The organism is Pseudarthrobacter sp. H2 (assembly GCF_050157045.1).
Lineage (GTDB): Bacteria > Actinomycetota > Actinomycetes > Actinomycetales > Micrococcaceae > Arthrobacter.
The window spans coordinates 3348784-3362585 of record NZ_CP189594.1; the positions used below are offsets into that span (position 1 = coordinate 3348784).

The 13802-nt window shown below is 66.8% G+C and carries 10 protein-coding genes and 1 pseudogene; 2 read left to right on the forward strand and 9 right to left on the reverse strand.

Annotated features, from left to right (window positions below; genetic code table 11):
* Positions 1-167: 167 nt before the first annotated feature.
* From ACQCSZ_RS15640 to ACQCSZ_RS15660, 5 genes and pseudogenes are all read right to left on the reverse strand, one after another.
* Positions 168-1676 (reverse strand): annotated as a pseudogene (locus ACQCSZ_RS15640) (CoA-acylating methylmalonate-semialdehyde dehydrogenase); the annotation flags it as partial.
* Between the two features lie 52 nt (positions 1677-1728).
* On the reverse strand, positions 1729-3657 hold the full coding sequence (gene iolD, locus ACQCSZ_RS15645; RefSeq protein WP_427008363.1) for a 3D-(3,5/4)-trihydroxycyclohexane-1,2-dione acylhydrolase (decyclizing): 1929 nt from the start codon (positions 3655-3657) through the stop codon (positions 1729-1731).
* A gap of 18 nt (positions 3658-3675) precedes the next feature.
* Positions 3676-4644 carry a Cgl0159 family (beta/alpha)8-fold protein gene (locus tag ACQCSZ_RS15650; protein ID WP_427004647.1) on the reverse strand — a complete coding sequence of 323 codons (969 nt, stop codon included), beginning with the start codon at positions 4642-4644 and terminating at the stop codon, positions 3676-3678.
* Complete coding sequence (gene iolC, locus ACQCSZ_RS15655; protein ID WP_427004648.1) at positions 4641-5654, reverse strand: 5-dehydro-2-deoxygluconokinase; 1014 nt, start codon at positions 5652-5654, stop codon at positions 4641-4643. Before iolC ends, ACQCSZ_RS15650 begins: the two co-directional genes overlap by 4 nt.
* A 207-nt stretch (positions 5655-5861) precedes the next feature.
* Positions 5862-6266 carry a tautomerase family protein gene (locus ACQCSZ_RS15660; protein ID WP_427004649.1) on the reverse strand — a complete coding sequence of 135 codons (405 nt, stop codon included), beginning with the start codon at positions 6264-6266 and terminating at the stop codon, positions 5862-5864.
* 168 nt (positions 6267-6434) lie between these two features.
* On the opposite strand from ACQCSZ_RS15660, the gene ACQCSZ_RS15665 reads away from it, so the two are divergent.
* Positions 6435-6797: an ArsR/SmtB family transcription factor gene (locus ACQCSZ_RS15665; protein WP_427004650.1), complete on the forward strand. Its 363-nt coding sequence runs from the start codon at positions 6435-6437 to the stop codon at positions 6795-6797.
* Positions 6794-7276, forward strand: coding sequence for an SRPBCC family protein (locus ACQCSZ_RS15670; RefSeq protein ID WP_427004651.1), 483 nt, complete (start codon positions 6794-6796; stop codon positions 7274-7276). The genes ACQCSZ_RS15665 and ACQCSZ_RS15670 overlap by 4 nt, the downstream gene beginning before the upstream one ends.
* A gap of 139 nt (positions 7277-7415) precedes the next feature.
* Here ACQCSZ_RS15670 and sucD read toward each other — a convergent pair whose 3' ends face one another.
* The 4 genes from sucD to ACQCSZ_RS15690 all read right to left on the reverse strand — a co-directional run bounded on the left by sucD (position 7416) and on the right by ACQCSZ_RS15690 (position 13253).
* Positions 7416-8318 carry a succinate--CoA ligase subunit alpha gene (gene sucD, locus ACQCSZ_RS15675; protein WP_427004652.1) on the reverse strand — a complete coding sequence of 301 codons (903 nt, stop codon included), beginning with the start codon at positions 8316-8318 and terminating at the stop codon, positions 7416-7418.
* Positions 8319-8330: 12 nt separating this feature from the next.
* Complete coding sequence (gene sucC / locus ACQCSZ_RS15680; RefSeq protein WP_427004653.1) at positions 8331-9500, reverse strand: ADP-forming succinate--CoA ligase subunit beta; 1170 nt, start codon at positions 9498-9500, stop codon at positions 8331-8333.
* A gap of 263 nt (positions 9501-9763) precedes the next feature.
* Positions 9764-12343 carry a DNA helicase PcrA gene (pcrA, locus tag ACQCSZ_RS15685; protein ID WP_427004654.1) on the reverse strand — a complete coding sequence of 860 codons (2580 nt, stop codon included), beginning with the start codon at positions 12341-12343 and terminating at the stop codon, positions 9764-9766.
* 181 nt (positions 12344-12524) lie between these two features.
* Entirely contained in the window at positions 12525-13253 is a 729-nt protein-coding gene (locus ACQCSZ_RS15690) for a hypothetical protein (RefSeq protein ID WP_427004655.1), read from the reverse strand.
* Positions 13254-13802: the final 549 nt, after the last annotated feature.

The following is a 13802-nucleotide window of genomic DNA, read 5'->3' on the forward strand; positions in this document are numbered from 1 at the left end:
GGTGTAGAAGGAGACGCCTTCCGGTCCGTACGGGTCGTTCAGTCCCGCCGCCCGCGTCCTTCAGTGTCGTCATCGGCGCGTCCGGGAACCGCATCCTCTCCACCAGCCAGCTCGTCGGGGAGACCCTCGGCGATCCCGTCGTGGCGCACGGCGTGGCTGTCGTCGGCGTGCGACGGGAAGTTGTAGGAGGCACCCGAGGCGTGGGTGGGTTCGGGCCAGCGGGACGTGACCACCTTGCCGCGGGTGTAGAAGGAGACGCCTTCCGGGCCGTACATGTGCTTGTCGCCGAACATTGATGCCTTCCAGCCGCCGAAGGAGTGGTAGGCCACGGGGACGGGCAGCGGCACGTTGATGCCGATCATGCCCACCGTGACGGAGCGCTGGAACTTGCGGGCGTTGGCGCCGGAGGAGGTGAAGATGGCGGTGCCGTTGCCGTAGGGGTTGGAGTTGATCAGCGCGATGCCGGCGTCCAGGTCCTCCACACGGACCACCACCAGGACGGGCCCGAAGATTTCCTCGGTGTAGGCGGTCATCTCCGCCTTGACGTGGTCCAGGACGGTGGGGCCCACCCAGAAGCCGTCCTCATGGCCCGGGACCACCAGGTCGCGGCCGTCCACCACCATGGCGGCACCGGCCTGCTCGGCTTCGGTGACGATCCGGATGATCCGCTCCTTGGAGGCCGGCGTGATGACCGGACCCATTTCGGCGTCGGGCTCGGTACCGTTGCCGACCTTGACGGCCAGGGCACGCTCCTCGACCTTCTTGACCAGCAGTTCGGCGGCGTCGCCGACGGCGACAGCAACGGAAATGGCCATGCAGCGTTCACCGGCAGAACCGAAGGCGGCGGCGGCCAGGTGGTCCGCGGCGCTGTCGAGGTCGGCGTCGGGCATGATGATCGCGTGGTTCTTCGCCCCGCCCAGTGCCTGGACACGCTTGCCGTGCGCCGTGGCTGTCTCGTGCACGTACTTGGCGATCGGGGTGGAGCCGACGAAGGAGATGCCGTCGACGTCCGGGTGGGTCAGGAGGCCCTCCACGGTTTCCTTGTCGCCATGCAGGACCTGGAACACGCCGTCGGGCAGGCCGGCCTGCTTCCACAGCCTGGCCAGCAGCATGGAGGCGGACGGATCGCGCTCGGAGGGCTTGAGGATGAAGGCGTTGCCCGTGGCGATGGCCATCGGCGCCATCCACAGCGGCACCATGACCGGGAAGTTGAACGGGGTGATGCCGGCAACGACGCCGAGGGGCTCGCGGAAGGAGAAGACGTCGATCCCGGTGGAGACCTGGTCGGAGTAGTCGCCCTTGAGCAGTGTCGGGATGCCGCAGGCGAACTCGATGACCTCAAGGCCGCGGCCGATCTCGCCCTTCGCGTCGGAGAGGACCTTGCCGTGCTCGGCGGTGATCAGCTCGGCAAGCTCGTCCACGTGGGCGGCCACGAGTTCGCGGAACTTGAACAGCACGGCGGTGCGCTTGGCGAGGGAGATGTCGCCCCAGCTGTCGGCGGCGGCGCGGGCGGCGGCCACGGTGGCGTCCAGGTCCGCGCGGTTGGCCAGCCGCAGCTCTGCGGAGACGGCGCCGGTGGCGGGGTTGTACACGGGCTGGGTGCGGGTGCCCTCGCCGGCGGTCTCGGCGCCGTTGATGAAGTGGTGGATGGTCTTGGTGGTGGTCGTCGTCGACATAATAATGGACTTCCTTGGTCTGTTACTGAAGGGGTTCAGCTTCTGAAGGGATTCAGCCCAGCAGCTTGCGCTGGCGGTTCTTGTGGTCGGTGTAGGTCTTGAAGGCCCGCCGGGTAGATTCGAGTTCCGAGATCTGGGACACCGGAACGTCCCACCAGGACTCGGAGCCGGGGGCGTCCAGCAGCGGATCGGATTCAACGTGGATCAGGATCGGGCCGCCGTTTTCGGGGGCCGCTTTGGCGTCGCGGATGGCCTCTTCGAGTTCGGCGATGACCTTCTCCCCCGGTTCGATCCGGAGGACCTTCACGCCGAGGCTTTCGGCGTTCAGCGCCAGGTCCACGGGGAGCCGCTCGCCCTCGTCGAAGCTGTGGTGCTCCTCGTCGAGGGCACGGTACTGGGTGCCGAAGCGCTGCGAGCCGAGGGATTCGGAGAGGGAGCCGATGGAGGCGTAGCCGTGGTTCTGGATCAGGACGACGATCAGCTTGATCCGTTCGGCGACGGCGGTGACCAGTTCGGTGTGCATCATCAGGTAGGAGCCATCCCCCACCATGACGACGACGTCGCGGTTCGTGCCGCCGGCGGCGGCTTCTGCCAGTGCTGCGCGCTTGACGCCGAGGCCGCCGGGGATCTCGTAGCCCATGCAGGAGTACGCGTATTCGACGTGGTAGCCGAACGCGTCCCGGACGCGCCACATCTTGTGGAGGTCGCCGGGGAGTGAGCCCGCGGCGCAGATGACGACGTCGTGGGCGTCCATGGCGCGGTTCGTGGCGCCGATGATCTCGTTCTGGGCGGGCAGCGGCGTGAAGCGGGTGTCGAAGGCCTCATCGACCGTGGCGTCCCAGCGGGTCTTCGCGGCCGCGATGGCCTGTTCCAGGTCCGCGCCGATGCGGTAACCGCCGAGGGCCTGGTTCAGCTTGATGAGGGCCTTGCGTGCGTCGGCGACGATCGGCAGGGACGTGCCGTGCTTGTACGCGTCGATCGGCGCGACGTTGATGTTGATGAACTTCACGTCCGGGTTCTGGAACGCCGTCCGTGACGCGGTGGTGAAGTCCTCGTAGCGCGTGCCGATGCCGATGATCAGGTCCGCTTCCGCCGCAATGGTGTTGGCCGCCGTCGTGCCGGTGGAACCGATGGCACCGAGGGAGAAGGGGTGGTCCCAGGGCAGGACGCCGACGCCGGCCTGGGTGTTGCCGACCGGGATGCCGGTCAGTTCCACGAACCGGGCGAGTTCCTCGTTGGCGTAGGCGTAGAGGACGCCGCCGCCGGCGATGATCAGCGGCCGCTTGGCGGCGCGGATGGCCTCGGCGGCCCGGCGGATGTCCTCATCGTCCGCGTCCGGACGGCGGATCCGCCACTCACGCTCGGCGAGGAACTCCTCCGGCACGTCGAAAGCCTCGGCCTGCACGTCCTGCGGCAGCGAGATGGTCACGGCGCCGGTCTCCGCCGGATCCGTCAATACCCGCAGTCCGTGATGGAAGGCGGAGAACAGCTGCTCCGGGCGGGAGACCCGGTCAAAGAATTTCGACAGCGGCCGGAACGCATCGTTGACGGTCACGTCGTAGGCGTCCGGGCGTTCCAGCTGCTGCAGCACGGGGTCCGCGGCGCGGGTGGCGAACGTGTCGCTGGGCAGCAGCAGCACGGGCAGCCGGTTGGTCGTCGCCAGTGCCGCGCCGGTGAGCAGGTTGGTCGAGCCCGGCCCGATCGAGGTGCTGATGGCGAAGGTCTGCCGCCGGCGGGTGTGGCGCGCGTAGCCCACGGCCTGGTGGACCTGGGCCTGTTCGTTGCGGCCCTGGTAGTACGGCATGATCGTGGGATCAGCGGCCTGGTACTGCTTGAGGGCCTGGCCGACGCCGGCGACGTTGCCGTGGCCGAAGATGCCGAACGTGCCCGGAATCAGCCGTTCGCGGTAATCCTGGCCGCCGACCCGGTCAACGGTGTACTGCCTGGACAGGTACTCCACGACGGCCTGCGCGACCGTCATTCTGCGTGTTGACATGGGTCACTCCGATGCTTCTGCGGTGCGGTTACGGGCGGGCGTGCGGTTCAGGAGGGAGGCGGCGGTCGCCACGGCGCCGGCGACGTCGCCGTCCGGCGGATACAGGAGGGTCCGGCCCACGGTGAGGCCCTGGACGCCGGGGAGGGCCAAAGCGGCCTCCCAGCTGGCGAAGACCTCGTCCTGGGTGCTATCCGGGTCCCCGCCCAGCAGCACGGTGGGCATGGTGGTGGCCGCCATGACGCGCTCCATGTCGGCCACCACCGGCAGCTTCATCCAGGTGTAGGCGCTCGTGGAGCCAAGGCCTTCGGCGATGGCGATGGACTTGATCACGGCGTTGGTGGAGAGGTCGTTGCGGACCTTGCCGTGTTCACGGACGGAGAGGAAGGGCTCCACCATGGCGATCAGCTTTCGCTCGGCAAGCGAATCGATGGCCTTCGCTGTGGCTTCGAGCGTGGACACCGTGTCCGGGTCCCCGAGGCAGATGCGGGTGAGCATCTTGCCGCCGTCGGCGCCCAGCGCTTCCAGCGCGGCGGCCGTGTGGCCGGTGAAGCGGTCATCGAACTCGTTGACCAGGCCGGAGAGCCCGCCGCGGTTCATCGAACCGAAGACCAGCTTCCCGTCGAGCGCGCCCAGCAGGAGGAGATCGTCCATGATGTCCGGAGAGGCCAGGATGCCGTCAACGAGCGGATTGGCCAGCGCAATCTGGAGACGGTCCAGCAGTTGACGGCGGTCCGCCATGGCCATGGGATCGTTTCCCACGGCGAGGGCGCCGCGGGCCGGGTGGTCGGCTGCCACGATGAAGTTCTGCCGGCCGTACTTGGGGCCGGGATGGCGGCGGCGGGCCTTCGCCGCCCGCGCGATTGCGTCCGGGTCCTCCAGGCGGATGGTGCCCAGGTGCGCGTAGCGGCGGGGATCGTCATCCACCGTGGTGGTTGACGGCGTCGTTGTTGAGGAGGCGGGGTCGCGAGTCACAGTGCTGCTCCTTCGGGGGCATAGTGGCCGGGACGAAACTGGCCCGGAGACATACGGCCGCGCTCGGCCAGCAGCGAGGTGACCTCTTCCGGCGTCGGCATGGCATCGGCGCAGGAGAGGCGGGACGCCACGAGGGCACCTGCCGCATTGGCGAAATCCAGGACCTCGGCCAGCGGCCAGCCGGACAGCAGGCCGTGGCAGAAGGCTCCGCCGAAGGAATCGCCGGCGCCCAGGCCGTTGACGGTCTCCACCGGGACGGGGGCGGACACAACACGCTCGGTGCGGGTCTTGGCCATCACGCCTTCGGGGCCGAGTTTGACGACGGCGATTTCCACACCGGCGGCCAGGAGCCGGTCTGCCTGCTCGTCGGGAGTGCCTTCACCGACAGCGACCGCGCACTCTTTGTCATTCCCGATAGCGACGGTGACATGCGGGAGGATCTTGGCAACCTGGGCGCGGGCTTCCTCTTCGGAGGCCCAGAACATGGGGCGGTAGTCGAGGTCCAGGATGGTGTACTGCCCCTGCTTCAGGCCGGTGCGGGGCCGCGCTTCATGGGCCTTGAGGTGCGCCTCGCGGCTCGGCTCCTGGCAGAGGCCGGTCACGGTGGACCAGAAGATTCCGGCGTCCCGGATAGCCTCGAGGTCCAGTTCTTCGGCCTTGATCTGCAGGTCCGGCGCGGTGGGGAAACGGTAGAAGTAGAGCGGGAAGTCTTCCGGCGGCTTGATGGCGCAGAAGGTGACCGGAGTGGGCCATTCCTTCACCGCTGTGACGAAGGAATCGTCCACGCTGAACTTACGCAGTTCGCGGTGCAGATAGTTGCCGAAGGCGTCATCGCCGGTGCGGGTGATCACTCCGGTCCGGCGGCCATGCCGGGCAGCGGCGACAGCCACATTGGACGGGGATCCACCAAGGTACTTTCCGAAGGACGTGACATCCTCCAGATCCACCCCGATGTCGTTCGGGTAGATATCAACGCTGATGCGCCCGATCGTGAGTAGTTCGTGGGTCACGGTGATCGTGGACCTTTCTCGTTTGAACTCTGTACCTCTACACAGCTGGGGCTTCGGTGCTTTGCGGGCCGGCGTGAGCCGGGACACATCCACTACTTTGCCCTAGAATTCATGTCCTGTCAAAGGTTTGTACTGACATATTTACAACTTGCCATAGGGTGCCTGCATGATGCCGAAGCCGGGCGTTCCGGGAGGCGAACCCGGGTTCTATTTCTTGGGGACGGCCAGCTCGCCGGTGACATACTGGGCGCGGCCAAAACCAAAGGACCAGTCCTCCGCGGTGTTCTCGACATAGCCGATGAAGACATCCTCGCCGCCGACCCCCAAAGCCGCCAGCTTCCCGGCAATGGCAGCAAACAGGGACTGCTTGGACTCCCGGCCGCGTCCGCCCTGCGTGAAGATCTGGATCATCACCACATCCGGCGTTCGCTCGAATCCGAGGCCGGCGTCCTGGGCGAAAATCTGCCCGTGGGGATGCTCGGTCAGCACATGGAAGTAGTCCCGTACCGGAATGCCATATTCGGCGAGGATGGCGTCATGGATGCCCTGGCTGAGCGCACGGAGCTGTTCCGGACTGCGGCCCAGGTTGACGTCGATTCGCACGAGGGGCAACTGGCTTCTCCTTCAATAGTTTGTCCTGACATACTAACAAATAACCGAGAGCGGTGGCAAGACTTTTCAGCCGCCGCGGCCTATTGCGGAGGTCGAAAGCCCGGCGTAGTGTTAACAACTAAGAGGTTGATAAACCTATTCATTGATTACAAGGAGGCGCAGCCACACATGGATTCCGGCGACGACCAACTGCTCGACGCGGCCTTCCTGGCCCTCGCCGACCCCGTCCGTCGCCGCATCATCGCCCGGCTCAGCCGGGGCCCGGCAACCGTCAATGAACTGGCGGAACCGTTCGCGATCACCAAACAGGCGGTCTCGAAACACATCCAGGTCCTCGAGCAGGCGCAGCTGGTCACGCGCACCCGTGACGCCCAGCGCCGGCCCGTCCACCTGAATCCCGCACGGCTGGAGGCGCTGACCGCCTGGATCGACCAGTACCGGCTGGTCCGCGAGGGACAGTTCCGCAGCCTCGACGCCGTGCTTCAATCCCGTGCCGCCGCACGCGGCACCCAGGCAAAGGACGCATCATGAGCAACGCACTGAAACTCACTGTCCCGGAGGGCCTGCCCTTCATCGACTTTGAGCGCGAGTTCGATTTCCCTGTCGCCGACGTTTTCCGGGCGCACAAGGAACCCGGACTCGTCTCCCAATGGCTCGGCCCGCGCGGCTTGAAGATGGACATCGATCACTACGATTTCCGCACCGCCGGCAGCTACCGCTACACCCACACCGCGCCGGACGGCAACGTCTACGGTTTCAGCGGCGTCTTCCACACGGTCCGGGAGAATGAGTTCGCCATCCAGACCTTCGAGTTCGACGGCTACCCGGACGTCGTCAGCATCGAGTCCATGACCTTCGAGGACCTCGGCGGCGGCCGCTGCCGGCTGCGCGGACATGCTGTCTACCCCAGTATGGAGGCCCGCGACGGCATGGCGCAGTCCGGCATGGAGGGCGGCATGTCCGAAGGCTACGAACGGCTCGAGGAGCTTCTCAGCGGGGCCAAGGTCTAGGGCCGCCGTCGTACTGTACTTAAACACGCAACGCGGGGTCACTTACGGCCCATCCCACCGGGTGGGACGGGCCGTAAGTGACCCCGCGTTGCTGTAGTGCTGTAAAACTGTAGTGCTGTAAAACCGTGGTGCGTGGAGCCTAGAGCGCTGCGAGGACTTCGCGCAGGAGCTTGGCGGTCTCGGACGGCGTCTTGCCGACCTTGACGCCGGCAGCCTCGAGGGCTTCCTGCTTGGCCTGGGCGGTACCCGCGGAGCCGGAGACGATGGCGCCGGCGTGGCCCATGGTCTTGCCTTCCGGAGCGGTGAAGCCTGCCACGTAGCCGACAACCGGCTTCGTGACGTGGGCCTTGATGTAGTCCGCGGCGCGCTCTTCGGCGTCGCCGCCGATTTCGCCGATCATGACGATCGCCTTGGTCTCCGGGTCGGCTTCGAAGGCTTCGAGGGCATCGATGTGGGTGGTGCCGATGACCGGGTCGCCACCGATGCCGATGGCGGTGGAGAAGCCCAGGTCGCGCAGTTCGTACATCATCTGGTAGGTCAGGGTGCCCGACTTGGAGACGAGGCCGATGGGGCCCTTGCCCGTGATGTTCGCCGGGGTGATGCCGACGAGGGCCTCGCCCGGGGTGATGATGCCGGGGCAGTTCGGGCCGATGATGCGGGTGACCTGCTTGCCGCCGGCGTCGACCTTGGACTGGGCCAGTGCCCAGAACTCGGCAGAGTCCTGGACCGGCACGCCTTCGGTGATGACGACGACGAGGCCGATGCCGGCCTCGATGGCTTCGACGACGGCGTCCTTGGTGAAGGCCGGCGGCACGAAGACGATGGACACGTCGGCGCCGGTCTCCGCCATGGCTTCCTTGACGGTGCCTAAGACGGTGATTTCCTTGTCGCCGTGCAGGACCGAGGTGCCGGCCTTGCGGGCGTTGACGCCGCCGACGATGTTGGTACCCGCCTTCAGCATGAGGGCGGTGTGCTTGGTGCCTTCGCCGCCGGTGATGCCCTGGACGATGACCTTGGAGTCCTTGTTCAGATAAATAGACATAGTCGGGTCCCTTTACTTCGCTGCGTTGGCGAGCTCGGCAGCCTTGTCGGCGCCCTCGTCCATGGTGGCGGCCAGGGTAACCAGCGGGTGGTTGGCCTCGGCCAGGATGCGGCGGCCTTCCTCGACGTTGTTGCCGTCGAGGCGGACCACCAGCGGCTTGTTCGCGGAGGAACCCAGCTCGGCCAGTGCGCCGACGATGCCCTTGGCCACGGCGTCACAGGCGGTGATGCCGCCGAAGACGTTGACGAACACGGACTTGACCTGCTCGTCGCCCAGGATGACGTCGAGGCCGGCAGCCATGACCTCGGCGGACGCTCCACCGCCGATGTCCAGGAAGTTGGCGGGCTTGACGTTGCCGTGGTTCTCACCGGCGTAGGCAACGACGTCCAGGGTGGACATGACCAGGCCGGCACCGTTGCCGATGATGCCCACCGAGCCGTCCAGCTTGACGTAGTTGAGGTCCTGCGCCTTGGCCTTGGCCTCCAGCGGGTCAGCGGCGTCCTTGTCTTCGAGCGCCGTGTGGTGCGGGTGGCGGAATCCGGCATTCTCGTCCAGGGAGACCTTGCCGTCCAGGGCAACGATGTCACCGGCGCCGGTCAGGACCAGCGGGTTGACCTCAACGAGGGTGGCGTCTTCCTTCTTGAAAACATCCCAGAGCTTCAGGATCACGCTGGCGACCTTGCCGCGCAGTTCCTCGGCGAAGCCTGCGGCGGCAACGATTTCGTCGGCCTTGGCCTGGTCGATGCCGACGGCCGGGTCGATCGCGATCTTGGCCAGGGCCTCGGGGCGCTCGACGGCGAGCTCCTCGATTTCCATGCCGCCCTCAACCGAGCACATGGCCAGGTAGTTGCGGTTGGCCCGGTCCAGCAGGACGGAGAAGTAGTATTCCTCGGCGATATCCGCGCCCTGGGCAATCATCACCTTGTGAACGGTGTGGCCCTTGATGTCCATACCGAGGATGTTGGTGGAGTGTTCAAACACCTCATCGGCGGTCTTGGCGACCTTGACGCCGCCGGCCTTGCCGCGGCCTCCGGCCTTGACCTGCGCCTTTACGACAGTTACGCCGCCGATCTTCTCGGCAGCTGCCTTTGCTTCTTCAGGGGTATACGCCACGATGCCAGCAAGCACGGGTACACCGTGCGCCTCGAACATATCGCGCGCCTGATATTCAAACAGGTCCACGGGTTAGTGTCCTTCTACGTCGAAGTAGTTTCTGTACAGCCGGACCCCACGTACTCGCGGTTACCGGGCTGCGGAATAAACGCGCCCTGCGACAGGCTTGGAAACGAGCCACACGGCGCAATACTCCTTTCGGAACTCTAGTCCTTCCTGCGGACCGGCCCGTTCCAGAGTACCTGTTATGTGAGGAAGGACACTATTCTATGGAACGTAGAAAAACCCCTAGATTACGGGGAATTTGACCGCTCCCGCCCTCAGTCGTCCAGCTATGCGTCCAGCTTGGTAAGCGGGGCGTAGCGGAGCAGGAGCCGCTTCTCGCCGACGTCGAACTTCACCTTCGCGACGGACTTGTCCCCCGCGCCCTCCACGGCAAGGACGGTCCCGTTGCCGAAGCTCGTGTGGTTGACCTTGTCCCCCACGCTGACGGCCACGATTTCCTTCTGCGGCTGCACCCGGTTCTTGGCGACGGCGGCCGGGACGTCGGCGTTGAACCCTGCGGACGGGCTGGCCTCGGCGCCGCGGGCGGTTCCGGCACCCCAGAAGGATCCCCCGTAGCGGCTTGAACCGATGGGGGCGCCGCTCCCCCAGCCGCCGGCCTGGCGGCTGGAGCCTTCCCGCTTCCATTCCACGAGCCCGGCGGGGATCTCCTCGATGAACTGGCTCGCGGGGTTGTACTGGCTCTGGCCCCACATGCTGCGCACCTCGGAGCGCGTCAGGTACAGGCGCTTCCGGGCCCGGGTCAGGCCGACGTAGGCCAGCCGGCGCTCCTCGGCCAGTTCCTTGGGATCCGTCGCGGAGCGCTGGTGCGGGAACAGGCCGTGTTCCATGCCGGTGAGGAATACCACGGGGAACTCCAGGCCTTTGGCCGTGTGCAGCGTCATCAGCGTGACCACGCCCAGGCGCTTGGCCTCGGCGACGGCGGCGGCCAGGTCGTCGGCGGTCCCCGCCGGCGCATCGGGGATCTGGTCCGCGTCGGCCACGAGGGACACCTGCTCCAGGAAGGCCCCCAGGGAGCCTTCGGGGTTGTCACGTTCGTATTCGCGTACGACGGCGACAAGTTCCGCCAGGTTCTCCACCCGGGATTCGTCCTGGGGGTCGGTGCTGGAGCGGAGCCCGGCGAGGTAGCCGGTCTGTTCCAGCACGGCTTCCAGGGCTGCGGCCGCGCCGGAGCCGGCGGCCACCTCGGCCAGGTCATCGAGCAGTTTCACGAAACCCACCACCGCGTTGACGGACCGGGTGGCCATGCCGGGCGCCTCCTCGGCGCGGCGGGCGGCGGCCATGAAGGAGGTCCGTTCCCGCTCGCCGAGGGCCGCCACGGCACCTTCGGCACGGTCGCCGATGCCGCGCTTGGGTTCGTTGAGGATGCGGCGGAGGTTGACGTCGTCGTCCGGGTTGACCAGCACGCGCAGGTAGGCGAGCGCGTCCTTGATTTCCTTGCGCTCGTAGAACCGGGTCCCGCCGACCACCTTGTACGGCAGCCCGACGCGGACAAGGACGTCCTCGATGGAGCGGGACTGGGCGTTGGTGCGGTAGAAGATCGCGACGTCGCCGGGGCGGAGGTCGTCCTCATCCTGGAGGCGGTCGATCTCCTTGGCAATGAACTGTGCCTCGTCGTGCTCGTTCTCACCGACGTAGCCGATGATCTTGTGGCCTTCGCCCTCCGCGGTCCACAGCCGCTTCTCCGGCCGGTTCGGGTTGCGGGAGATGACCGAGTTGGCAGCGCTCAGGATGTTCTGGGTGGAACGGTAGTTCTGCTCCAGCTTGATGGTGCGGGCGTCCGGGTAGTCCTTCTCGAACTCCACGATGTTGCGGATATCGGCCCCGCGGAAGGCGTAGATGGACTGGTCCGAATCGCCGACGACGGTGAGCTCGGCCGCGCCGGGACCCTCGCCGACGATCTCGCGCACCAGGGCGTACTGGGCGTGGTTGGTGTCCTGGTACTCGTCCACGAGGACGTGCCGGAAGCGGCGCCGGTAGGAGTCCGCGAGCGCCGGGAAGGCCCGGAACATGTACACGGTCTCGGCGATCAGGTCATCGAAGTCCATCGCGTTGGCCTGGCGCAGGCGCTGGGTGTAGCCCGCGAAGACCTCGGCGACGGCCCGCTCGAAGGGGTCGTTGTAGTTGGCGCTGGAGGAGTAGCTGTCGGCGTCGACCAGCTCGTTCTTGAGCGCCGAGATCTTGTGCTGGATGGCCTTGGGCGCGAACCGCTTGGGGTCCAGGTCCAGGTTCTTTGCCACGAGCGTGATCAGGCGCAGCGAATCCGCGGAATCGTAGATGGAGAAGTTGGAGTTCCGGCCGGCGTTCTTGGCCTCCCGCCGCAGGATCCGGACACAGGAGGAGTGGAAGGTGGAGACCCACATGGTCTTGGCGCGGCCGCCGACCAGGGCCTCGACGCGCTCGCGCATTTCGGCCGCGGCCTTGTTGGTGAAGGTGATGGCCAGGATTTCGCCATGGTGCGCCCGATGGGTGGCGATGAGGTAGGCGATCCGGTGGCTGAGCACCCGGGTCTTGCCCGAGCCGGCGCCGGCGACGATCAGCAGGGCGCTGCCGGCGTGCTTGACGGCTTCCTCCTGGTGCGGGTTGAGCCCCTCCAGGAGCTCCTCCGCGGAGGGCAGGACCGGACGGTCCCAGCCGGCAGGATCTCCCGCGTAGGCCGCGTTTGGCCCTAATCCGGCCGCCGCGCCGTGGGCCGAACCTGGGCCCGCACCTGGGACCGGGTCAGGGGCCGAGCCGTGGGCCGCCGCGCCGTGCCCGGCGGCTGATCCGGCAGGGGATCTGGTGGGCGCCGACGCCTTGGAGGCAGCTTGGAAGGGTCCGTCGGCGTAGGGGTCAAACAACATATCCATGGTGCATCTAAGTCTAGGCGGTGCCACTGACGGTGGCGTCCGCCCCCTCGGGACATGCCCTCCCCTGCGCGCAACCACTGGACATATGCCCGCTATGTCCAGTCCTGGCGGCCACGAATGGGCATGTCCCATGCTGTCTGTTGGCGGGGCGGACCCGGGAGGGTACGCCTTCAGCGGAACATCACAGCGAGGCTGACGGTTGAAGCCCCATCCGCGCCGCGAGCCGCTTCGCTTCCAGGGCCGTTTTAGTGGTGGACTTTTCAGCCAACGCCGCAACCGCCACCGTGAACTCCGCGGGGACGGATTCCGGAGTCCGCTGTCCGCCAGGAATGACGTCCCATAGTTCTGTGCAGGTGGCCAGCAGCTCCGGCATCCCGGCCGGGAGCTTCTGCTGTCCTGCTGACACCATCACCAAGGCCGTCAACGCGGGCCAGACGCAGTCCAGATGACCCTCGTAGGCCACCAGCGCCAGGGTCCGCACGAACCGGCCCAGCGGTTGGTCACCTGCCTCGACGTGCTTCCGTGCAGCCATGGCCAGGTGTTCGGCTGACAGTTGGCGCCTCGCGGCCAGTTCCAGCACCGTTTCAACGGCGCGGTCCCGGTCCTCCTGACGGCTGCTGGAGAGCATGGAAATGAACCAATCGTGGGTCCGTTGCCCGAGCTCTCCGGCCGTTGCCCCTGCCAGGCCACCTGCCCGCATGGAGACGACCAGGCCGCCGCACAGCAGCCCCCGTTCCGACCACAGGGCGCCGAGGTCCGGCCAGAACGGCACAACCGCCGAGGCCGTACAGGCAAGCCAGTCACCCAGGTACCTGCGTCCGCTGCCACCCCACAACTCTGATGAGAGCAACTCCCGGGGGATCGACGGAAACCGTTCCAAAGGCATGGGCAGGGTGAGCGGTGCGTCCACCGGCGGGGCCTGAATCCTCCTCCCCGGACCCATTCGCGGAGAATTCGACCGGCGAGCCGCTCCTGGCCGTCCGGGCCGTCAAGCGGCCGGACGGCTAGTTCAGGGATATCGGCCGCCAGCCTCGCATCCAAGGGCCCCAGCCGCAGGAGTGCCTGGAACAGGTCGGCTTCCCCATAGGCCCAGCCTTCGCGCTCAAAAAGCCGCAGCAGGGACACCAGCCTGCCCAGTTCCACCCGGAAGTTGTCGTAGCTCGGTGTGGCCAGGGAGTACGGCACCGTTCCTGCCTGGACCGCCAGCTCGCTGTGACGGAATATGTGGACAGCGGCCAAAGGATTCGAGTTGCCAAAAGGGTCGTCTGTGCCGGAGGGGCGGGACAGTGACGCCCGGACCCATCCGGTCAGATTCCGGTGAGCGGCCAGGTTGTGCTCCCCTGATGCCCACATCGCCAAGGCAACCTCCGGGCCCGGGTCCGCCCAGCGCCGCCAGCTCGTCGGCGGCGGCGTGTCTCCAGGAAATGGCCCGAAGTCAACACGATATCTCCGCCGATAC

Bases quoted from the DNA above. Each gene is read 5' to 3' on its own strand.
- iolD (WP_427008363.1), bottom strand. From the start codon at position 3,657: ATGACGGTCGCGCAGGCCGTCGTGGAGTACCTGTCCAGGCAGTACACC.
- ACQCSZ_RS15665 (WP_427004650.1), top strand. From the start codon at position 6,435: ATGGATTCCGGCGACGACCAACTGCTCGACGCGGCCTTCCTGGCCCTC.
- ACQCSZ_RS15670 (WP_427004651.1), top strand. From the start codon at position 6,794: ATGAGCAACGCACTGAAACTCACTGTCCCGGAGGGCCTGCCCTTCATC.
- sucD (WP_427004652.1), bottom strand. From the start codon at position 8,318: ATGTCTATTTATCTGAACAAGGACTCCAAGGTCATCGTCCAGGGCATC.
- pcrA (WP_427004654.1), bottom strand. From the start codon at position 12,343: ATGGATATGTTGTTTGACCCCTACGCCGACGGACCCTTCCAAGCTGCC.